This is a genomic window from Paenibacillus tyrphae, assembly GCF_024158745.1.
Lineage (GTDB): Bacteria > Bacillota > Bacilli > Paenibacillales > NBRC-103111 > Paenibacillus_G > Paenibacillus_G tyrfis_A.
Genome location: NZ_JAMZAW010000002.1, coordinates 18,781 through 41,051, shown reverse-complemented (window position 1 = coordinate 41,051; position 22,271 = coordinate 18,781). Strand labels below are relative to the sequence as shown.

The window sequence follows — 22,271 nt, the reverse complement described above, 5'->3', positions numbered from 1 at the left end:
GACGCCCGCGCAGCTTGCTTGGAGGGAAAACGCACCTTATGAAGATGTTCCGCGCCCGGTTGACCTTGATTTTTATCGCTTTGATCGGCGCTTCCGTGCTGATGGCCGGTTTGTTCATGGCCCAAATGCTGCAGCAATCGTACATCGACTCGCTCAAAACGAATATGGAGCGGGAGCTGCGAATCATCCTTTCGACGATGGATTGGAGCCACCGGGGATCGGAGCCGGAGCTGATGAAGGAGTTCTCGGAGCGCGCCACCCGGCTGAAGCAGTTTGCCGACGCCCGGGTCACGTATATCCGCGGAGACGGCAAGGTGATGGCGGATTCGGATTCCAATCCGGCGGAGATGGAGAATCACCTGCACCGTGAAGAAATCGAAGCTGCGGCAAGCTCGGGGAAAGTCGGCTACGCGAAGCGCTACAGCAGCACGATCGGTCAAAACATGCTCTACGTCGCGATTCCGGTGCAGATGGGGGACAAGACCGAAGGCTATCTGCGGCTCGCGATGAGTCTGGCGGAAGTCGAGCAGTCGATCCGCAAAGTATGGTTCGTTCTGCTCGGCGGGCTGCTGGCGGTGTTCCTGCTGGCCGGCCTGATCAGTTACCGCGTCGCCTACGGGATTACACGGCCGATCGAGCTGATCACGAGCGTCGCGCAGCAGATTACGGACATGAATTACAAGTACCGCGTCCAGCTCAACAAAAAAGACGAGATCGGGCAGCTGGGTCATGCGATCAACCGGATGGCGGACAGTTTGCAGCTGCAGATGAACCGCATTCTGGAGGACGAGAACCGGCTCAAGAGCGTGTTGGAGAACATGATCAGCGGCGTCATGATGATCGACCGGGAAGGCAAGATCGTGCTTCTGAACCGTTCGGCCGAAGACATTCTCGGCTTTTCCGCCCAAGAGCTCTTAGGGAAAAAATTCGATCAGGCGAAACAGCAGTTCGAGTTCACCCAGATGATCCAGGAATGTATCGAAGTTCGCGAGCATATCCGGGATGAAATGATTTTCTACTACCCCAGTGAGCGGATTCTGGAGATTAACCTGAGTCCGATCTCGGATTCGAGTCAGGAATGGACGGGGCTTCTCATCGTACTGCACGATATTACCGCCGTCCGGCGGTTGGAGCGGATGCGCAGCGAATTCGTCGCTAACGTATCCCACGAGCTGAAGACGCCGATCGCCGCGGTCAAGGGCTTTGCCGAGACGCTGTTGGCCGGGGCGCTGAACGACAAGGAAACGGCGCGGTCGTTTCTCCAGATCATTTTCGACGAGAGCGAGCGGCTCAACCGGTTGATCGGGGACATTCTGGAGCTGTCCAAAATCGAATCGAAGCGCATTCCGCTGCAGTTCTCGCCGGTGCATCTGGAAACGTTCGTCGGTCATTGCGTCAACGTGATGCGGACGGAGGCGGCGAAGAAATCGATCGAGCTGGATATGCATGTGCCCGAAGATATTTATATGGAAGCGGACGAGGACCGGCTGCGGCAGATTTTGATCAACCTGCTGTCGAACGGCATCAACTATACGCCGGAGGGCGGCAAGGTGAAAGTGAAGGTCGAGCAGTTGCTCGGCGGAACGTCGGAGGCGGCGGACGACAAGGTTCGGTTCACGATTGCGGATACGGGGATCGGCATTCCGAAGAAGGATCTGCCGCGCATCTTCGAGCGGTTTTACCGGGTGGACAAGGCGCGTTCCCGCAGCTCCGGGGGCACGGGACTCGGGCTGTCGATCGTCAAGCATCTGGTGGAGCTTCACAAGGGCACGATCCGGGTAGAAAGCGAAGTCGGCGTGGGGACGAAGTTCGAGATCGATATGCCGATGATTCACTGAGCGCAGCCGTTTGGGCCAAAAAACCATTTACCGTTTGTCAATAAATATAGGCTATGTTAAGCTTTAGATATAGAATGAATGTCCGGGGGAGTAACATGCCGCAAAAAATTTTGGTTATTGAGGACGAGCCTACGCTAGCGAGGCTGTTGTCTTATAATCTTACGCAAGAAGGCTACGAAACCAAAGTGGTCGATCACGGAAGCGACGGATTGCAGGCAGCGCTGCAGCATCAGTTCGATCTCATCGTACTGGACATCATGCTTCCCGGGATGAATGGCTTTGAGATTTTATCCAAGCTCCGGCAAAAAGGAAACAAAACGCCGGTGATCATCCTGACCGCCCGCAATGCCGAGGAAGAAGTCGTGCAGGGGCTCAAATATGGAGCCGACGACTATATTACGAAGCCGTTTGGCGTGGCGGAGCTGTTGGCCCGGGTATCCGCCGTGCTGCGGCGGACGACGGCCGATGACGGTCAGCAGGATAAGCCCGGAAGCGGGGAGAAAGTGATCACCGCGGGCGACCTGTATATTTATCCGGAAAAATACGAGGTGCTGCTCGGCGGCGAGTCGATTCCGCTTCGTCCGAAGGAGTTCGAAGTGCTGCTGTATCTCGTGCAGCGGCCGGGCGTCGTCGTGACGCGGGACGATCTGATGAACATCGTCTGGGGCTTCGACTATATCGGCGGTCAGCGGACGGTGGACGTGCACGTCAGTTCCCTCCGCAAAAAGCTGGAAATGAACCAGCAGTCGGTGCAGATCGAATCGATTCGCGGCGTCGGCTACAAGCTGGTCACTTCGTCAGGAAAAAAAGGATAGCTTACGCAGCAAAGAGGAGGCAGCAGACATCGCGGCCTCCTTTTCTTTGTGCATAAGCGGAGTTCCTTGGGTCGAATAGTGGCGACCAATATCCATTTCCCGGGAAATAGGTCGAAAGGACGGGGCAATCGATGTCAGATCAAATCAAATGGGGAGTCTTGGGTACGGGCCGGATTATAGGCAAAGCCGGTATGGCGTTAAAAGAAGCGGCAAACGGAATGTGGCACGGAGTAGCCGGAAGGACGGAAGAGAACGGGCGTTCCGCTGCCGAGCGCTTCGGTGTGCCCCGGCATTACGAGAGCTACGCGGCCCTATTGCGCGATCCCGAGATTGATGCGGTGTATATCGCTTTACTCAATCATCTGCACAAAGAATGGGCGGTGAAAGCGTGCGAAGCCGGAAAGCACGTGCTGCTGGAAAAGCCGTTTGCTTTGAGCGGGAGCGAGGCCAAAGCGATTGCCGATGCGGCCCAAAAGCATAACGTGCTGGTCCGGGAAGCTTTTGTGTGGAAGTACTATCCCGGATTCGAGCAGATGCGCGATTGGATCAGGGAAGGTGCGATAGGGCACTGGGCCCGGTTTTACGGGCGCTTTTCGTTTGTGGCCGACGAGGCCAGCAGCCGCTGGCGCAAAGACTGGGGCGGCGGCACACTGTACGACATCGGCTGTTATCCGGTCGCTTGGGCGCGGTACTTCACCCGGGAGGAGCCGATAGCCGCGGATGCGGCTCTGGATCTGCATCCCCTTCATGGCGTAGACCGGCGATTCGCGGGTACGCTCTACTTTGGCGAGGGGCGAACGGCCCAACTGGATGCGGCTCTGGATCTGCCCCATGGAGCCAGCTTCGAGCTATGGGGGACAAAGGGGAAGTTGCAGGTTGAGCTCGACGTGACCGCGGAGGAGCTGCGGATTCGCTGTCGGCTCGACAGCCGGTGGAAGGAATGGGTCACCGACCGGCTCGCGCCGTTTCGCTTGCAGGCGGAGAGCTTCGCGGATGCGGTGCTGCTTCGGAAGCAGGGGAGTTTAGAAAACAGCGACGGAGCCGAAGAAGCGCTCCGACAAGCGCGGGTTATGGATGCGCTGCTGCAGGCAGCCCGCACCGAGCGCAGAGTGCGCGTAATGGCGTCGACCGAATGAGAAGTCCGATACATAACGCGCACAGTGGTGCTTTATTACGGAACCGGAATCCGTGATGACACAATCGCATATAATGAACGCCAATTCCGAAATATCTTTTTGCCCGCAACTTGTCTATACTAAGGTTTGAGATTACGAATCAAACCGCGAATGACGAAGGAGGCGCCGTCTTCATGTCTAAAGTATACCGGATTGGAATTATCGGCTGCGGGGGAATTGCCAACGGCAAGCACATGCCTGCGCTGAAAAATCAACCTAACGCTGAAATGGTCGCATTTTGCGATATTGTCGAAGAGCGGGCGCACGAGGCCGCAAGCAAGTTCGGCGCTCCGGGAGCGAAAGTATATTCGGATTATAAGCAGTTGCTGGCCGATACGACGCTCGATATCGTCCATATTTGTACGCCGAACGATTCCCACGCCGACATTACGATCGACGCTTTGGAATCCGGCAAGCACGTGATGTGCGAGAAGCCGATGGCCAAAACCGCAGCGGACGCCAGACGTATGGTGGAAGCGGCGAAGCGGACCGGCAAAAAGCTGACGATCGGCTATCAAAACCGTTTCCGTGCGGACAGCCAGTATTTGAAAAAGGTTTGCGGGGAAGGCGAGCTCGGCGACATTTATTACGCTAAAGCGCATGCGATCCGCCGTCGCGCCGTGCCGACCTGGGGAGTCTTTCTGGATGAAGAGAAGCAAGGCGGGGGCCCGCTGATCGATATCGGAACGCACGCGCTCGATATGACGCTGTGGATGATGGATAATTATAAGCCGAAGGCCGTGCTCGGGACCGCGTTTCATAAGCTGTCGAAGAAAGCAAACGCTGCCAACGCTTGGGGCTCCTGGGACCCGGAGAAATTCACGGTCGAGGATTCCGCATTCGGCATGATTACGATGCAGAACGGAGCGACGATCGTGCTCGAATCGAGCTGGGCGATCAACCTGCTGCAAACCGGCGAAGCCAAAACGACGCTGTGCGGCACCGAGGGCGGCGCCGACATGTGGGATGGCTTGCGCATTAACGGCGAGAAGCACAGCCGCTTGTTCATGAACGAAATCCAGTTGGATGCTAAAGGCGTCGATTTCTACGAAGGCAACGGCGAAAGCCCGGCTGATCTCGAAGCGCGCTTGTGGTTGGAAGCGATCGACAAGGATATCGATCCGGTCGTCACGCCGGAGCAGGCCTGCGTCGTGTCGGAAATTCTCGAAGCGATCTACGAGTCTTCCCGCACCGGCAAAGCCGTCTATTTCGAATAAACGTCAGGAGCCCCGGCTTCGCATGGATGCGAAACCGGGGCTTTTCGTATGCCTGCCGAATTTCTTGGCATCAAACCGGCTGCAGCTTTTTCTCCTCTTCTTCCCGACTGACGGCTTCGTCATCCTTGCGATCAGCCTGCTCTTGAGGCGCCGCTTGCATCCTGGCATCAGCCGATGCCACAGGGGCAGCCATGACTTCGGCCGCTGTTTGAACCGTCCCCTTGGTCTCAGGACTCACCTCGCGATGCCCTCGATTTTCATCATCAATCTCCAGCGATACGGGGATTTCCGCTTCCCCAGCTTCCTCCACTTCGATGTTATCCATCTTGAACTTGTCGATTTCCTCGAACAGCCGCCGCGATAACGAAAGCATGTCATCCGCCTGCGAAGCGATGTGCCGAATGGCCGTATCCTGCTGGTGCGACGAGGAATTAACCTCTTCTACGCCCGCCGCGGATTCCTGGGCAATGGCGGCAGCGTGCTGCACGGCTTCGACGAGCTGGCCGTTCTTCTCCTGCGCATCGGTGATCAACTCGTGAATTTGGCCGATGTAGCCGGAAAGCTCGTCCATCGAAGACCGAATTGAGCTGAACGCTTCCATGCTCTCGCCCATCTTCCCGTTCTGCTCGTCAAACGAGCGGCGGGCTTCCTCGAACGAGGCTTCCATCTCGCTCATTTGAATCAGAAGCGACTTGACGATCAGCCCGATCATCTTGGACGATTCGGCCGTCTGCGAAGAGAGCTGGCGGACCTCCTCCGCGATGACGGAGAAGCCTTTGCCGTGTTCACCGGCCCGCGCCGCTTCGATGGACGCGTTGAGCGCCAGCACGTTGGTCTGCGTGGCGATTTCCGTAATCGTGCCGACAATTTTGCCGATTTGCGCCGAGCTTTGCGACAAGGTTTCCATCGCGGCGGTCACCTGCCGGAGAACGTCTCCCGACCGGTCGGCCGACTGCCTTAGCGCTTCCATCGACCGGGAACCGGTGTGGGTATTGAAGGCGGCTTCGCGGCTTTTTCGCTGCATCGTATCCGTATATTCGTTGATTTTACGAATTTCCTCGGCCAAGCTGGTGATGAGGTAGGCGCTGTGCTCCGAATAATGGGCTTGCTGCTCCGCTCCGGTAGAGATGTCTTGGATCGCGCGCAAAATGTCTTGATTGGCGGCGGCCGTCGACCCCGAGAATTCGCGGAACGAAAGCGAATGTCCGGCTAAGGAAGAAGCGATCTGCTTCGTGCTGTGCAGCATGCCTCGCACCTGATCGACCATATGATCGAAGCTTTGGCTGAGCAGCCCGAGCTCGTCGCGGGAGCGGCTTCCGATTTTGTGCCGCAGGTCTCCGTCCGCAATTCGCCCCACGGCATGCTGCAGCCGGCGGATTTGGCCGGTGAACGAGCGGATCACAAGGACGCCGATCACGGTTACGCATACCGCGACCAGGGCGAACGCGGTGATCATGACGGCGACGGTTCGGTCCAAGCTGTCCTGCGTCGCCGTTACCGCAGCGGCGGCATCGCTCGCATACGAGACGTAGAAATGATCGACATACGTGAAAATTTCGCCCATAGTCCGCTGCGACTCGTTATATAGGTACTCCATGTTTTTATCGACGTCCGTTTTCGTCAAGGACTTATCCTGCACGACCTTGGCCGCCACGTCGAACGTATTCGTATATTCTCCGGTGAGCAGAATCAGCTTGCTCCGCCAGACGGATTTCTCGTCCGTATCGGCCGTTTCGCCGATGCGCTGGACCATTTGATCGTACAGCTTTCTTTTTTCATTATATTTGGGGATATAGTCCGGGTTCTTTGAGATTTCCAAACCGGAGGCGATAATGTTGAGCTCCTGAACCATTTCCTTCAATTCAAGCGCCATCAGCTTGAGTTCCACCTTCTCGTTTTGAACGCCCAACTGGCTTTTGATCCGCTGCATCTGGTTTACGTTAAATAACGCAACGCCCATAAACAAGACCACCATAGCCGACAAACCGGCGATCAGCTTCTGTCTAAGCGTCATAGCGCCTGCTAGTTTCATAGAAACCCTCCACTCATTCTTTCTAGTTAATCCCGATTCTGATGCCAGTGTAGGACTAAAGTATTAATAGAAGAACGGAAGTTTGTAAAACGATTGTTAACTTTTAGCAGCTTTAAACTTTTACATTCCGTTTACGTTCCGAGGGTTTTCACTTAACAATTGGTTGGTACGATGTCCTAGTAAACAAAAAACAAAGGGAGGACATGCTGAAATGTTGAAGCAGCTGTCAAAAAAAGGTTTAAGCTTGGCCATGGTTTCGATCTTAATGTTGGGGGTTCTTTCCGCTTGCGGTACGAAGACAGATCCGGCACCGAATAATTCGGCAGCAGGTGGAGACAAAACGGCAACAACGGGAGACAAAAAACCGGCAGACCAACCGGCTAAAACAGAAGAGATCACCGGTACGGTAACGGCTTCCGGCTCCAGCGCCCTGCTCCCGCTCGTTAAAGCGGCTGCGGACGAGTTCATGAAGAAAAACCCGAAAGTAACAATCAACCCGACCGCCGGCGGTTCCGGTACAGGTCTTAAAAACGTCGCGGACGGCACGTCCGATATCGGTAACTCCGACATCGAAGCTGGTCCGGAATATAAAGACAAAGGTCTTGTCGACCACATCGTAGCGATTGCGCCTTTTGCCATCATCGTTAACAAAGACGTTACGATCGACAACTTGACGAAAGCTCAAGCAGCGGACATTTTCTCCGGCAAAATCACGAACTGGAAAGAAGTTGGCGGCAAAGATCAAAAAATTACGATCGTTCACCGTCCGGACAGCTCCGGTTCCCGTGCGCTTGTGAAGAAAATCGTTCTGGACGGCAAAGACTTCACGAAAGACGGCGTAACGCAAGAATCCAGCGGCGCTATGGCTACGACTGTTGGTCAAACAACTGGCGCGATCGGTTACGTAGATACGCCTTATGTTAACGACAAGTTGAAAGCTCTGAAATTCGAAGGCGTGGCATTCAGCAAAGAGACGATCAAAGAAGGCAAATACCCGCTGTACGGCATTGAGCATATGTACACCAAAGGTGAAGCTAAAGGCGCAACGAAAGCATTTATCGACTACATCATGAGCCCGGAATTCCAAGACAAAAAAGTCGAGGAGCTCAAGTTCCTTCCGGCCAGCCTGTTGAAAAAATAATCATTCAGTCATCTACGAGAGCAGCGGCATAAAGTCGCTGCTCTTTTTATGTCCGCGTCTGCCGATTTGTCGAAACCCGCGAATTTTTACATTACCTTAACAATTCTCATGTTCTGTTATTACATTCGTACTCTATGATGGTCTTGAGCTAAGGAACACGTGTGGAACTATTCGAACCAGGGGGTAATAGCTGATGAATTCATTTGCCGATCAGCTGACGGAAAGTGTAAAGGAAGAGCGGAAGGAGCATCGGATGAACCGCTGGACGAGAGCACAGAACAGAAGCGACCAAATGATGAGATGGATATTTATAGGAAGCGCTTCGCTTGTGACGTTCATCATCTTTTCCGTCATCGTCTTCGTCGGTTGGCAAGGAGTCAAGACCTTTTCGGGCGTGACGCCGGTAGAGTTTTTTTTCTCGACCGACTGGACCCCGTCGGAAAATAAATTCGGCGCGTTCTCGTTTCTGTACAGCACGCTGCTGCTGACCTTCTTGTCGGTGCTGCTGTCGGTGCCTCTCGCGCTGTCGGGTGCGGTCTTTATGGCCAAAATCGCGCCAAAGTGGGTGCGCGAAATTCTTCGTCCGGCGACCGACTTGTTCGTCGGGATTCCGTCGGTCGTCTATGGCTTGATCGGTCTTACGGTGATCGTTCCGTTTCTCGGCAAGTTCAATGAGGGCTTCGGGTACGGGATTTTGCCGGCCGCCATCATTCTGGCGATCATGATTCTGCCGACGATTCTGTCCATCTCCGAGGACGCGATCCGGGCGCTGCCCGGCCGTCTGGAAGAGGCTTCGCTCGCGCTCGGCGCAACGCGCTGGCAGACGATTTGGCGCGTGCTTATTCCTGCGGCCCGGCCCGGCATTCTGACCGGGATCATTCTCGGGATGGGACGAGCAATCGGAGAAACGATGGCCGTATTCATGGTCATCGGCAACTCGCCGCAAATGCCGGATTCGCTGCTCAGCTCGGCGACGGTGCTGACGACGGCGATCGTCAAGGACATGGGGAACACCCATTACGGCAGCACGTGGAACAACGCTTTGTTCCTGATGGCTCTTGTGCTGCTTCTGGTCTCGCTGGCCTTGATCCTGATCATCCGCATTGTCGCAAAGAGGAGTGAAGTGAAATGACGAGCAAAACGACAGACCGGATCGCCACGCTCTATTTTTGGGCAACGGGTGTTGTTATTATTCTAATTTTGGCTTGGTTTTTATTCCGGATCTTAGGCGACGGACTGCCGATGCTGAACTGGAATTTCATCACCGGCAAGCCTTCGGAGATTATGGCCGGCGGCGGCGTAGGACCGCAGCTGTTCAACTCCTTCTATGTTTTGTTCTTGTCGCTGCTGTTCTCGCTGCCGATCGGTATCGGCGCCGGCGTGTATCTGGCCATTTATGCGAAAAAGAACCGGTTTACGGACATCGTGCGCGTCTCCGTCGAAGCTTTGTCTTCCGTGCCGTCGATTGTTTTCGGTTTGTTCGGCTTCCTGTTGTTCGTCAACTGGATGGGCCTGAAATTTTCCATCATCGGCGGGGCGATCACCTTGTCGCTGCTCAATCTGCCCGTCCTTGTGCGGGTGACGGAAGAAGCGATCAAATCCGTTCCGGAATCGTACTGGGAAGCGTCGCTTGCTCTCGGTTCCACCCGCTGGCAGGCGATCCGCAAGGTGCTGCTCCCGGCTTCGCTGCCTAGCTTAATTACGGGGATCACGCTCGTCGCAGGCCGCGCCCTCGGGGAATCGGCCATTCTGATCTATACCGCGGGGCTGTCGGTATCGCGCTTCTTCCCGGACTTCAATCCGCTCAGCATGGGCGAGACGCTGTCCGTTCATCTGTGGTACGTCCAATCCGAAGCGATCGTGCCGGACGCCCAGGACATTGCCAAAGGCTCCGCCGCGCTGCTGTTGATCGTCGTGCTGATCTTTAACCTGTTAATCGGCATTCCAAGCCGTATGCTGCAGAAAAAATTGTCCGGAGGGAAATGACTATGGCGACAGCGAGTGCAATCGCGAATCCGAAGGTTGCGAATAAAATCAAAGTGGAGCAATTAAATTTATATTACGGTGAAAATCATGCGCTGCATAACATCGGGCTGACGATCGAGCAAAATTCCATCGTCGCATTGATCGGCCCTTCCGGCTGCGGGAAATCGACATTTTTACGCACCCTGAACCGGATGAACGATCTGATCGACAACGTGCGCATCACCGGCGACATCTATGTGGACGGCCAAAATATTTACGGTCCGGATACGGACGTCGTGTCCCTGCGCAAGAAGGTCGGCATGGTATTCCAGCGTCCGAACCCGTTTCCGATGAGCATTTACGACAACATCGCATACGGCCCGCGGATTCACGGCACGAAGAAAAAAGCCGTGCTCGACGAAATCGTCGAGCGCAGCCTGGTACAGGCAGCCCTCTGGGACGAGGTCAAAGACCGCTTGAACAAGTCGGCGCTCGGCCTCTCGGGCGGGCAGCAGCAGCGCTTGTGCATAGCGCGTCTGCTTGCCGTCGAGCCGGATGTGCTGCTGATGGATGAGCCGACGTCCGCGCTTGACCCGATCTCGACGCTGAAGGTCGAGGAGCTGACGCAGGTATTGAAGGAGAAATATACGATCATCATCGTTACGCATAACATGCAGCAAGCGGCCCGGATTTCCGACTACACCTCGTTCTTCCTGAACGGCGTGTTGGTCGAGTCGGACAAAACGGACAAAATTTTTACCACGCCTTCCGACCAACGGACGGAAGATTATATTACGGGACGGTTCGGATAAGTTCCGCAGCCGTTCGGACAAAGGAGCGCTTAATTCGTGGATAACCGGTTCAATTTCCATCAATCGCTGGATCTGCTTCAAAAAGACCTGCTTGACATGGGCAACAATGTGGCAAGGCTCATCCGCCAAGCCGTCGAATCGCTTGCGCGTCTGGATGAGAGCTTGGCCCGGCAAACAATCGAAGAGGACGACCAGATCGACGAGATGACCGCGAGAATCGAAGAGGATTCGCTGCGGCTGATCGCACTGCAGCAGCCGATGGCCAGCGATCTGCGGATTATCAGCATGGCGCTGAAGATCGCCACCGATCTGGAACGCATTGCGGATCATGCCGTCGATATCGCCAAAATTTGCATCCGGTTGAACGGCCAAGAGCTAGTGAAGCCGCTCGAAGACATTCCGCGCATGGCGGAGCTGACCCAGAACATGCTGCAGGAGAGCCTGCTGGCTTATACCGAACGCGACGTTCACCGGGCTGCGGCGCTGGCCGAGAAGGACGACGAAGTCGATAAGCTGTACAGCGTCATCGTGAACGATATCATCATGCTGATGGGCACTGACTTTGCCAAAAACCGCCAATTGTCCCAGCTCATGCTGGCTGCCCATTTCCTCGAACGCGTGGCCGATCACTCGACGAATATCGGAGAAGGTGTGATCTTTATGGTCACAGGCAAACGTAAAGATTTGAACGTATAGCGGATACCGAACGGCTCCGGCCAAGAGTCCCACCGCGCGCTTACACCAAGGCGCGGGCGGGACTTTTTGCTTTTTGCCATCGTAAAAAAACACAGCTTCCGTGCAACTTTCTCCATTTGAAACGACCTTCCCTCATAGTAAGATCGAACTATAAAGGAGGAATGCAGCATGGAAGCCAAGCTGGAGAGGGCGGTTCGCACCGAGGCTAAACCGTCAAAGGCCCGGGAAACGTGGAGGCTGATGAAGAAGTACAAGACCATTTATATTCTTTCGCTGCCCAGCATTTTATATTTCGTCGTGTTCAAATACGTTCCCTTAATGGGCTCGGTTATGGCGTTTCAGAACTACAGCATTTTTAAAGGAATTGCGGGGAGTCCGTGGGTCGGGCTTGAAAATTTCCAGCGGATGTTCGCCTACGACGAATTTTTGCGAATTTTACAAAACACCATTCTGATCGGATTTTACGATTTGATCTTCGCTTTTCCGTTTCCGATTATGCTGGCGCTGCTCCTGAATGAAATGCGGCTGCTGATGTACAAGCGGATTATTCAGACGGTGGTGTATATGCCGCACTTCTTGTCGTGGGTCATCGTCGGCGGGATTGCGATCGGCATTTTGTCTCCGACGACGGGGGTCGTCAATCATGTGCTGGGCTTGTTCGGGATCGAACCGATTTATTTTTTGGGCGAAGATTCGTACATCCGCAGCATCCTAGTCGGCTCGGGCATCTGGAAGGATAGCGGCTGGGGGACGATCGTCTATTTGGCGGCGCTGGCCGGGGTCAATCCGGAAATGTACGAGGCGGCCGTCATGGACGGCGCGAGTCGCTGGCGGCAGACGATATCCATCACGATTCCGACGATTATGCCGACCATCGTCATCTTGTTCCTGCTGCATATCGGCAATTTCCTCGACTTCGGGTTCGAGCGGGTCTATGTGTTCCTCAATTCGCTCAACGAAGGGTCGGGGGATATTATGGATACTTACATTTATCGGGTTGGTTTGGTGGGGCGCCAATACAGCTTCACGACCGCCATCGGGCTGTTCAAATCGATCGTCGGGCTGGCGCTGATCATGCTTGGCAACGCGCTAAGCCGCAAAGCGACCGGACAAGGACTATATTAGGCGGGTGAATGCAGATGAATCATATAACTCCGGCGGGACGGATATTCTCGGTATTGAACTATGTTGTGCTTACGATTCTTGCGGCGACGATGATCCTGCCGTTGCTTCACGTGGTCGCCCAATCGCTCAGCGCCGACGCTGCAATCAATAGCGGGCAAGTGACGCTGTGGCCGGTACAATTTACGCTGGAAAATTACCAGCTGATCTTAAAAGATGCCTCCGTCTGGCGCTCCTTCTCGGTCAGCCTGTTCATTACCGTCGTCGGAACGGTCATCAATCTGATCGCCACCGCGGCGCTCGCTTACCCGTTGTCGCGCCCGGAATATGCGGGCCGCACGTACGTGCTGCTTATGGTGCTCATCACTTTGATTTTCCAGGCGCCGCTAATTCCGAACTATTTGCTGGTCAAAAATTTGCACCTGCTCGATACGGTGTGGGCATTAATTATTCCGAGCGCCATCAGCGCGTACAATTTGTTCGTCATGCGCTCCTTCTTCGTCAACCTGCCGAACGAGCTGATCGATTGCGGCCGGATGGACGGCTGCGGGGAAATGCGTATCGTATGGAGCATCGTGCTTCCGTTGTCCAAGCCGGCGATGGCAACCATGGGCTTGTTCTATGCGGTATCGCACTGGAATACGTACTCCAATGCCTTGTATTATATTAATAACCGGGCGCTCTACCCGCTGCAGGTCCGCTTGCGCGAAATCGTCATTACCGACTTCTTCGGCTCGTCAGACCAGCTGTCACAGTTTACGAATACGTCCCCTGAAGGCATCAAAATGGCGATTATTACAGTGGCGACCATTCCGATCATGATGATTTATCCGTTTCTTCAGCGTTATTTTGTCAAAGGGATGCTGATCGGCTCGATCAAATCGTAATCATTTATCTGACGACAGGACAGGCCCCATCGTAAAAAAACACAGCGTCATAATAAATTAGCCAATTCTATGATCGATTTGAAATCGCTATCATTTGAATTGAGCAGCATGCACATCCACATACTTTTTAAGCGAAAGAAGGGGTTCGACTTGAAAAAGCTCATCAGTACGGTGCTGGTCGGTTCGCTGGCGGTCACGGCAGCAGGATGCGGCGGCGGCAAGAATGAAGGCGAAGCGCCGGGCGCCGACGGAAAGCAGGGGCCGACGAAATTTACGATTTCGCTGAACACGAGCGGCAATGCGTATGCGGAAAGCTCGACGAATATTAACGAAGACAAATGGGTTAAAAAGCTGGAGAAGCTGGGGAATGTAGACATGGATATCCGCTTCCTCCCGCTCAAGGAATTCGACCAGAAAATGGCCGTCATGTTCGCCGGCAACGACATCCCCGACGTGGTTCAAGGCAGCAGCGTGAACAGCAAGGCGATGTCCGGCTCGGTGGAGGCCGAGCTGTTCATGCCGCTGGACGATCTGCTGAAAGAGTATGCGCCGAATTTGATGAAGCAGGTGCCGAAACAGGCCTGGGACGAGGTCAGCTACCAGGGCAAAATTTACGCCGTACCGGCGTGGCTGTCCAACCCGTCGCGTCGCGCGCTGTTTATCCGCACGGACCTGCTGGAGAAAACCGGCCTGCCCGCGCCCAAGACGGTCGAGGACATGCTGAACGTGATGCGCGCGATGAAAAAGCTCGGCGTCGAGAATCCGTACCAGATCCGGGAAAAATTCAAGTATGCCGATACGATCTTCGGCTCCTACGATGTTATCGGTTCGCAATTCGAGCTGCAGGACGGACAGGTCGTTCCGAAATTTTTCGACGTGGAGAATATGACGAAAGCGCTTCAAGCCTACAAAACGATGTTCGACGAAGGCTTGATTCCGAAAGATTTTGCAACGGTGACGTCAACCGACTACGGCAAAAATATCGAGGCCGGCAAAGTCGGCATGTGGTCCGCCAATGCGGAAGGGATGGCCAACTACCGAACCAAGGTGAAGAAGGTCGTGCCCGAGGCCAAAATCGATATTATTCCGTCGCCGAAAGGTCCGGAAGGACACGGCGGTCATCTCCTGTACGGCTCTTTATCCACTGCTTTGTATATCAACAATAACGTCAAGAAGGAAACGGCGATCGGCATCGTCAAATTTTTGGATTGGATGCTGACCGACGAGGCGGAGAAGTTTTTCAGCATCGGGGTGGAAGGCGAGAATTACACCGTCGAGAACGGGCAGATCAAGTACAAATTCCCGCAAACGAAAGAAGAAGTGGACGAAGAGGGCTTCCGCAGCAATCTATGGTGGGCGCATGACATTACCATCAACAAGCTGCGCGCTTCCTTGTCCCAGGACGGCAAGGACTTGGCGAAAGCGTTCGATACGGTGCTGGCCAAAGAGGGACTCGGCACGATCGAATTTACGCCGACGCTGAATGCGTTCGCCAAATACCCGGATCTTATGCCGACGTCGGATACGGCGCCGAAGCTGATCATCGACCCTATGGTCAAAATGATCTACGGCAAAGAGCCGATCTCCGATTGGCCGAAGGTCATCGAAGAATACAAAGCGAAAGGCGGCAACGAAGTCATTAAAGAAGCGACGGACCGCTACAACAAGAAGGAAGGCGTCATTGTCCGCAACAATGTGAAGTAACGGTCTGCGGCCGGAAAGCCGTTGTCCGCCAAAGCCAACTTCTTTCATTGCCCTGCATCCCGAAGGCATAGTAAAATCATCATACAGATCACGGTAAAGTATCCGTTCCCGGCTTGTCCGGAGCGGATACTTTTCCCTTAGGCGGACCTAACAGGAGGGGTGTTCCATGCATTTGCTCATCGTGGACGACGAGCCGGTCATCCGCAGAGGCTTGGTTAAAATGGCGGAGCAGTACAGTCCCGCATTCGCCGGCATTGCAACCGCTGAGAACGGAGCGAAGGCGCTGGAATTGATCCGCGCGCACGAGCCCGACATCGTGCTGACCGATATCCGGATGCCCAAGATGGACGGACTGGAGCTGTGCCGCAGCATTCACGAAGAATTCCCCGATATTCAAACGGTCGTCATCTCCGGGTTCAACGATTTCGAGTACGCGCAAAAATGCCTGGCTTACGGCGTAAAGCAATATTTGCTGAAGCCCGTGACGAAGCCCGAGCTGCATGAAGCGCTGGATACGGTGCTCAAGCGGAAAATGAAAGGCTACGTGCCGGTATCCAAATACGTCGAATGGGTAGGGAAGCTGGAGCAGTGCATTTGGGCCAACCAATCGGACGAGCTGGCCCGGTACTTGGAGCAGTGGCGGGGCTACTGTCTCGACTCCGGCTTGTCCGCCGCGAAGCTTCGGGAACTGCTCGGCGATTGTATCCCCTTGCTTGTGCAGCGGCTGCAGGAGCGGAACGCTTTTTCGGTGTCCCCGGAGACGAAGGAGGCGATTGCCGGCCATACGAAGGCCGAGCTGCTGGACGATTTCGAACAGACGCTGCTGGCGATCTACCGGAAGCTGATCTCGGCGCGCCGCGGGCAATTCAAGGACCCGATGGAAGAAGCGAAGGCTTACATCGATCAGCGCTTGTCCGAGGAAGTCACCCTGGAGGAAGTGGCCGAGCTTGTCGGGCTGACCCCGACTTATTTCAGCGCGCTGTTCAAAAAAATGACCTCCGAAACGTTCGTTCAATACCGGATCAAGCGCCGGATGGAGAAAGCGCTTCAATTGATGGCTCAATCCCATATTCGCATTGTGGACGTGGCACTGGAGGTCGGGTATGACGACTATCCGCATTTTACAAAAACGTTTAAAAAGATTGTCGGCATTTCGCCTTCGGAATACCGCAGCCAGCTGGGGATCAAATGAAGAGGGCGAGCCTGTACCGGAAGCTGTTCCTTTACTTTCTGACCGTAATTATCGTCTCCCTGACGACAGTCGGCATCGTGACGTACTACGCCTCTTCCCAGGAGCTGGACCGGATGGTGGAGCGCCAGCTGTCCCAGATGGTCGGCAATGCGGCTTACCATACGGATCTGTATCTGAAATCGTATGAGCGTTCCATGGTTTCGCTGCTGACCAACAAGGAGGTCAAACGTTTTATCGATCTGCCGGCAGGGCTGGAAGGATACGAGTTTTATGAGATTCAGAAGCAGATCAAAGAATTCGTGATCGACCCGATTTTTATACGGAATCCCGAAATTACGGCCGTCTATTCGATCAGCTTCAACGAGAACGCCGTATATTACTATAACGAAGTCACGGGATCGTCGTTTACGCCGGTGCAAATCAGGGAGCAGTTGGCCTTCTTTAAAACGAATACGTCGGCATACGGGAACCTCAGCGTGTTGAACCGCAGCATTATCGAAAGCCAGAACAACCGGACGATCACTCTCGTGCGCCAAATTCGCGGCTTAACGTCTTCGGAACCCCAGGGCATTCTCGCGATCGAGCTTCGTTCCGCCGAGCTTTCGGAGCTGTGGAAAGGCATCGAGCTCACCAACACCGGATTCTTCTTCATCGTCGACGAGCGAGGGCGGATCGTGTATCACCCCCAAAGGGAGCGGATCGGGGAAACCGTACAGCCTGAGCTGAAGCGCAGCATCGTCGAATCGGGTCTGCAGTCCTTCGTGGCGGAGGAAAACGGAGAGCGGCGCTTGTACCGGAGCCAAAAGTCTGCCTATTCGGGCTGGCATCTCGTCGTGTCCATGCCGATGGCCGAGCTGCGGAAGCCGGTCGATACGATTCGCGTCACTTCGATCGTCGTCGGTCTGTTTACGCTCGTGTTCGCGTTATGGCTGGCCTACCGTTTCGGCAAGTCGATTACCGGGCCGATCAGAGCGCTGAAGGAAGGCATGCGGGAGACCGAAAAGGGCAACTGGGCGACCATTCCGCTTCCCGAGCAGCGGCAGCGGGACGAAATCGTGGAGCTGATGATCCGCTACAATCTGATGGTCAACCGGTTGTCGGAGCTCGTGGACAAGGTGTATCAGGCCGAGCTGAAAAACCACGAAATCCAGATGGAGCGGCAAAAGGCGGAGTTCCAATCGCTGCAGCTCCAGATCAATCCGCACTTTTTATATAATACGCTGGAGACGATTGTGTGCTATGCCTTCGTCGAGGATTCGGACGAAATTTCGGAGATCGTGCGCGCGCTGGCCTACATGCTGCGGTATTCCGTGCAGACGAATCTGGAGGAAATCACGGTAGCCAACGAGCTGAAGCACGTGCTTAACTTTATGATCGTGCTGAAACACCGGGTCGGGCGGGAGTTTGAGATCGACGTCGCCGTGAAGCCGGAGCTGCTGCTTCATAAGATGGTCCGGCTGACGCTGCAGCCGCTCGTCGAAAACGTATTTCAGCACGCGTTCGAAGGCGGCGTGGAGGATTATCACTGCATCCGGATCGATGCGGGTGAAGGAGAAGGCACGTTCTGGGTCAGCGTCGAGGATAACGGGAACGGCATGCCGGATGACCGTCTGGCGGAGCTGCGGGAGAAGCTGGAGGCGAACCGTCTTGTCGACGGAGGGGACGATGCGGCCGGCAAGAAGGGAGGAATTGGCATTGTTAACGTGCACAGGCGCATTCAGATGGTGTTCGGCGAGCAATACGGTTTGCACATCGAGAGCCGGCTTGACGAGGGAACGAAAGTGACGATGGTTATGCCTTCCTCAAGCGGGCCGTCATGCTGAAGGGTTGCGGTTTGTGCAGATGCGGAGCGAAGGGAGGATAAGGATGCATATTGTCGTCGTCGAAGACGAACCCATGATCCGGCTCGGGCTTGCCCGGATGGTCGAACGGTATGGGGCGGGAAGGATTCGCGTTACCGCTCTGGCCAATGGCGAGGAGGCCGCCGCTTTGGTTCGGGAAACCCCGCCCGATCTGGTTCTCACGGATATTCGGATGCCTCGCATGGACGGGCTTGAGCTGTGCAGACTCATCTCGGAAATCCGGCCCTCCGTCAAGACCGTCGTCATCTCCGGTTACGGGGAATTTGCGTATGCGCAAAAATGCCTGACATACGGGGTCAAGGAATACCTGCTCAAGCCGGTCACGCCCGGCGAGCTATATTCGGTGTTGGATCGCGTTTTGAAACCGGCCCAGGCCGACGCGCCGTCCATTTCGGAATACGAGCAGTGGCTCGATTCGTTGGAGGAAGCGATCTGGAGCGCCGTCCCGGATGCCGCTGCCGCCTGCTGGACGGAAGGGAAGGACCGGTATTTCACAGAGCATGCGTCGTCCGAGCGGATGAGCGCATCCGTGAACGACGTGCTCCGCTTGCTGGTGAAGCGGCTGAACGCCAGAGACGTCTTCCTCTTTCCCGAGCCTCCCGAGCGCCGAAGTTTTCCTGCCCGTCCGGAAGCCCTGGCCTTTCTGGAGGAGGAAATTTTCAAGCTGACCGGGCTGCTGCAAACCTACCGTGGCGGCAACCTGAAGAACGTCTGGGAAGAAGCGAAAGCGTATATCGACCAACATCTGGCGACGGATATCAGCCTGGAGGAGGTCGCCGGGAAAATGGGCCTTGCGCCGACTTACTTCAGCCACCTGTTCAAAAAAACGGCGAACGAGACGTTCGTGCAGTACCGTATCCGCAAACGGATGGAGATGGCCAAGCGGCTGCTCGAAATTCCCCACTACAAAGTGATCGACGTCTCCTTGGCCGTCGGCTATCAGAGCTATCCGCACTTCTCCATCCTGTTCAAAAAGGCGGTCGGCTGTTCCCCTTCCGAATACCGCCAATCGATCGGCATCAAGTAAGAGACGGTTTCTTCGTAAATATTTACAATCGTTTAACAATTCGGGACGTTCCGTGTTAACACTGGGATAAAATTCCCATGGTATAGTAGATCCAAAGACATGGAAAGTCAGGGATGGTCAATGACGATAGAACAAATGACGGAGCAGCCGATCGACGGTTCGACGCTTCATAGCGAGCTGCAGCACATCTTACATCAACAAGCCGTAACGTCCGTTTATCAGCCGATTATTTCGCTGAAGGACGGCACCGTTTTCGGCTACGAGGCGTTAACCCGGGGACCGGAGGGCAGCCCGCTGCATTCTCCGCTCAAACTGTTCGCGGCGGCGGAGTCCGAGGGCTTGCTGTATCCACTGGACCGGCTTGCGAGGGCCAAGGCGATTCAAGGCGCGTTGACCCGGACGGAGGAGGAGATGCTGTTTCTGAACCTGTCCGCCGAAATTTTGAACGATCCGCAGTTTGAGCCGGGCCGGACGCTGGAGCTGCTGGAGCAGCGGGGACTGACGCCGGGGAACGTCGTATTCGAGATTACGGAGCGCAGCTCCATCGAAGATTTCGACGCGGCCAAATCGATTCTGGATCATTACCGCCAGCAAGGGTACCGGATCGCCATCGACGATGCCGGAGCGGGGTATTCCTCGCTGCAAGCGATTGCCGAGCTGCAGCCCGATTTTATCAAAATCGACCGCTCGCTCATCAAGGACATTCACCGCCATAAAACGAAGGAGTACATCCTTGAGACGCTGCTGTCGTTCGCCGAGAAACTGGGCATTCACCTGATTGCAGAGGGCATCGAGTCGGCCGAGGAGCTGATGAAGCTTACGCGCATGGGCGTGCATTTCGGCCAGGGGTTTCTGCTTGGCCGTCCCGGAACGGAGCAAGCCCTGCTACAGCCGGAGCTGAAAAATTATATTTTGCTGCACCGCAAATTTGTCGAAACCGCGGGCAGCTTTTGGGCCATCGGCGACCTGTCGATCCCGTATCAGTCCTTTGAAAGCTCGACGCCTATCTCGACGGTCGCCGGGTATTTTAAGAAAAATGCGAACGCGCTCGGCGTGGCGGTCATTTCCGGCGGAGTGCCCATCGGCCTCATTATGCGGGACCGCTTGTTCCAGCAGCTTGCGGGACAGTACGGGTACTCGCTGTTCTGGAACCGTCCGATCGATCAAGTGATGGACCCGTCACCGCTGATCGTGGACGAGCAGATGTCGGTCGAGGAGGTGTCCCAGCTCGCGACCTCGCGGGACATTCAAAATTTGTACGATCTCGTGATCATCACCTCCAAAGGGCGGATGCTGGGGATGTCCTCCATTAGGTCCATTCTCGAATGCATCACGAATGCCCGCATGGAAAGCGCCAAGGTCGCAAACCCGCTCACGGGACTGCCGGGCAATCTGCAAATTTACCGGGAGCTGAGCAAGCGGCTGACGGACAAGAAGCCGTTTTCGGTCATCTATGCCGATCTCGATTATTTCAAATGGTTTAACGACCGGTACGGTTTTCAAAAGGGCGATCAGCTCATTCAATTTACCGCCGATTGCATTCAGCAGGCGATGGGCGTGCTGGGGCTGCCGTTCGATTTCGTGGGTCACATCGGCGGGGACGATTTTATTGCGATTACGGCGAGCGAGGAGCCGGAGAAGCTGTGCGGCGAAATTTTGCGGCGGTTCGATGCGGGGGTCAAAATGTTCTACGACGAGGACCATTGGACGTATGTCGAGGACCGGCAGGGCAACCGGATCGATAGCGACGGCGTCACGCTGTCGCTGTCGCTTGTCATCTGCAAGGCGGCCGCCGCCGTAACGCCTGAACAAATTTCCGAAACGGCGGCCAAGCTGAAGAAGCAGTCAAAAGCGCACCGCGGGAGCGTCTTCAGCAGCGATGCGGTCGGCGTTCCGGAGGACGACGGGCCGATTGAAATTTAACCGAAGAGCTGGTGAAGCTGATCCAACTGCTTGATCAGATATACCTTACGTTTTCCCAGCCGCTGCTGGGAAATTTTTTTGTCTCCCGATTCGGCGGACGGACCGGCCGCTCCGGGATGAAGCCATACGGCATCCAGGCCCGCCTTGACGGCGCCGCACACGTCATGCTTCCACGAGTTCCCTACCATGAGCGCCTGCCTGGGCGCAAGCTGCATCGTTTGGAGTGCCGTCTTGAAGAGATAAGGCGCGGGCTTCTTGTCCGCCGGCTTTTGCGCCGTAAAGACGCGTTCTTTGGGAAAATACGATTCCAGCCCGAACCGCTGCAGCATCATCAGCACTTCGCTGCGGGGGCTGTTGCTGATGATGGCGAAGCGGTATGTCCGGGACAGCGCCTCCAGCGTCTTTGCCGTCTGCGGCGCCATGGTCTTCGCCGATACCTGCAAGCGGCGGATATCCTGCATGAAGCTTCGCAGGACGCCGGAAGAAACGGGAATCCTCAGCGTCTCAAAGGCTTCCAGCAGACATTGCTGCTGCAGCTCGTCGAGCTGCTTGAACGTCGTCCGGCCTTTTTTGCGCTGCTGCCAACGGGTGATATACTGCTCCCAGAGCGAATCCGCCTTTGGGCGGTCCTCCGCCGCCCACCTGGCCGAATAATCGCCCCACACCTCTGCGAAGCATTGTTCGAAGCTGAGTCCCTGCTGTACCAGCGTCTGATTGACATCGAAAAAAATCGCGCGTTTTCCGTTCAAACGAACCGTCTCTTTCATGAACCCAGCCTCCGATCTCCTTTCCGCTCGAAAGGTGCCGTCAAGGATCAAAAGTTAGTTCATTTTATGCGGCAAAAACGGCGCACACCCCTTTTT

General features: G+C 55.3%; 18 protein-coding genes. 16 read left to right on the top strand and 2 right to left on the bottom strand.

What is annotated here, in order from left to right:
- Positions 1-38: 38 nt before the first annotated feature.
- The 4 genes from pnpS (at position 39) to NI000_RS02735 (ending at position 5,045) form a co-directional block, all read left to right on the top strand.
- On the top strand, positions 39-1,838 hold the full coding sequence (gene pnpS / locus NI000_RS02750; RefSeq protein WP_253407501.1) for a two-component system histidine kinase PnpS: 1,800 nt from the start codon (positions 39-41) through the stop codon (positions 1,836-1,838).
- 95 nt (positions 1,839-1,933) lie between these two features.
- Entirely contained in the window at positions 1,934-2,653 is a 720-nt protein-coding gene (locus NI000_RS02745; RefSeq protein ID WP_253407499.1) for a response regulator transcription factor, read from the top strand.
- Positions 2,654-2,784: 131 nt separating this feature from the next.
- Positions 2,785-3,789, top strand: a complete 1,005-nt coding sequence (locus NI000_RS02740) for a Gfo/Idh/MocA family protein (protein WP_253407494.1) — start codon at positions 2,785-2,787, stop codon at positions 3,787-3,789.
- Positions 3,790-3,962: 173 nt separating this feature from the next.
- A complete protein-coding gene (locus NI000_RS02735) occupies positions 3,963-5,045 on the top strand; it encodes a Gfo/Idh/MocA family protein (protein WP_253407492.1) in 1,083 nt (360 codons plus the stop codon).
- Positions 5,046-5,115: 70 nt separating this feature from the next.
- Here the strand turns inward: NI000_RS02735 and NI000_RS02730 are convergent, their stop codons facing one another.
- Entirely contained in the window at positions 5,116-7,077 is a 1,962-nt protein-coding gene (locus NI000_RS02730; protein ID WP_253407490.1) for a methyl-accepting chemotaxis protein, read from the bottom strand.
- Positions 7,078-7,288: 211 nt separating this feature from the next.
- Between NI000_RS02730 and NI000_RS02725 the strand changes: the two genes are divergently transcribed.
- From NI000_RS02725 to NI000_RS02670, 12 genes are all read left to right on the top strand, one after another.
- On the top strand, positions 7,289-8,218 hold the full coding sequence (locus tag NI000_RS02725; protein ID WP_054973561.1) for a phosphate ABC transporter substrate-binding protein: 930 nt from the start codon (positions 7,289-7,291) through the stop codon (positions 8,216-8,218).
- A gap of 193 nt (positions 8,219-8,411) precedes the next feature.
- Complete coding sequence (gene pstC / locus NI000_RS02720; protein ID WP_253407488.1) at positions 8,412-9,350, top strand: phosphate ABC transporter permease subunit PstC; 939 nt, start codon at positions 8,412-8,414, stop codon at positions 9,348-9,350.
- Positions 9,347-10,204, top strand: coding sequence for a phosphate ABC transporter permease PstA (gene pstA / locus NI000_RS02715; RefSeq protein WP_253407486.1), 858 nt, complete (start codon positions 9,347-9,349; stop codon positions 10,202-10,204). Before pstC ends, pstA begins: the two co-directional genes overlap by 4 nt.
- Positions 10,205-10,206: 2 nt before the next feature.
- Positions 10,207-10,995 (top strand): phosphate ABC transporter ATP-binding protein PstB, encoded by a 789-nt coding sequence (gene pstB / locus NI000_RS02710; RefSeq protein ID WP_253407484.1) that lies wholly within the window; start codon positions 10,207-10,209, stop codon positions 10,993-10,995.
- A 36-nt stretch (positions 10,996-11,031) separates the two neighbouring features.
- Positions 11,032-11,691, top strand: coding sequence for a phosphate signaling complex protein PhoU (gene phoU, locus NI000_RS02705; protein ID WP_253407483.1), 660 nt, complete (start codon positions 11,032-11,034; stop codon positions 11,689-11,691).
- 168 nt (positions 11,692-11,859) lie between these two features.
- Entirely contained in the window at positions 11,860-12,816 is a 957-nt protein-coding gene (locus NI000_RS02700) for an ABC transporter permease (protein WP_253407482.1), read from the top strand.
- A gap of 14 nt (positions 12,817-12,830) precedes the next feature.
- Positions 12,831-13,700 (top strand): carbohydrate ABC transporter permease, encoded by an 870-nt coding sequence (locus NI000_RS02695; RefSeq protein WP_253407481.1) that lies wholly within the window; start codon positions 12,831-12,833, stop codon positions 13,698-13,700.
- Between the two features lie 150 nt (positions 13,701-13,850).
- Entirely contained in the window at positions 13,851-15,404 is a 1,554-nt protein-coding gene (locus tag NI000_RS02690) for an extracellular solute-binding protein (protein WP_253407480.1), read from the top strand.
- 166 nt (positions 15,405-15,570) lie between these two features.
- Entirely contained in the window at positions 15,571-16,596 is a 1,026-nt protein-coding gene (locus tag NI000_RS02685; RefSeq protein ID WP_253407478.1) for a response regulator transcription factor, read from the top strand.
- Entirely contained in the window at positions 16,593-18,419 is a 1,827-nt protein-coding gene (locus NI000_RS02680; protein WP_253407475.1) for a sensor histidine kinase, read from the top strand. Before NI000_RS02685 ends, NI000_RS02680 begins: the two co-directional genes overlap by 4 nt.
- Positions 18,420-18,462: 43 nt before the next feature.
- Positions 18,463-19,485 carry a response regulator gene (locus NI000_RS02675; RefSeq protein WP_253407473.1) on the top strand — a complete coding sequence of 341 codons (1,023 nt, stop codon included), beginning with the start codon at positions 18,463-18,465 and terminating at the stop codon, positions 19,483-19,485.
- A gap of 120 nt (positions 19,486-19,605) precedes the next feature.
- Positions 19,606-21,408, top strand: a complete 1,803-nt coding sequence (locus NI000_RS02670) for a GGDEF domain-containing protein (RefSeq protein ID WP_253407471.1) — start codon at positions 19,606-19,608, stop codon at positions 21,406-21,408.
- Here NI000_RS02670 and NI000_RS02665 read toward each other — a convergent pair.
- The gene (locus NI000_RS02665; RefSeq protein WP_253407469.1) at positions 21,405-22,175 is read right to left on the bottom strand and encodes an HAD family hydrolase; all 771 of its coding nucleotides are present in this window, start codon (positions 22,173-22,175) and stop codon (positions 21,405-21,407) included. The two genes, NI000_RS02670 and NI000_RS02665, sit on opposite strands and share 4 nt — an antisense overlap.
- Positions 22,176-22,271: the final 96 nt, after the last annotated feature.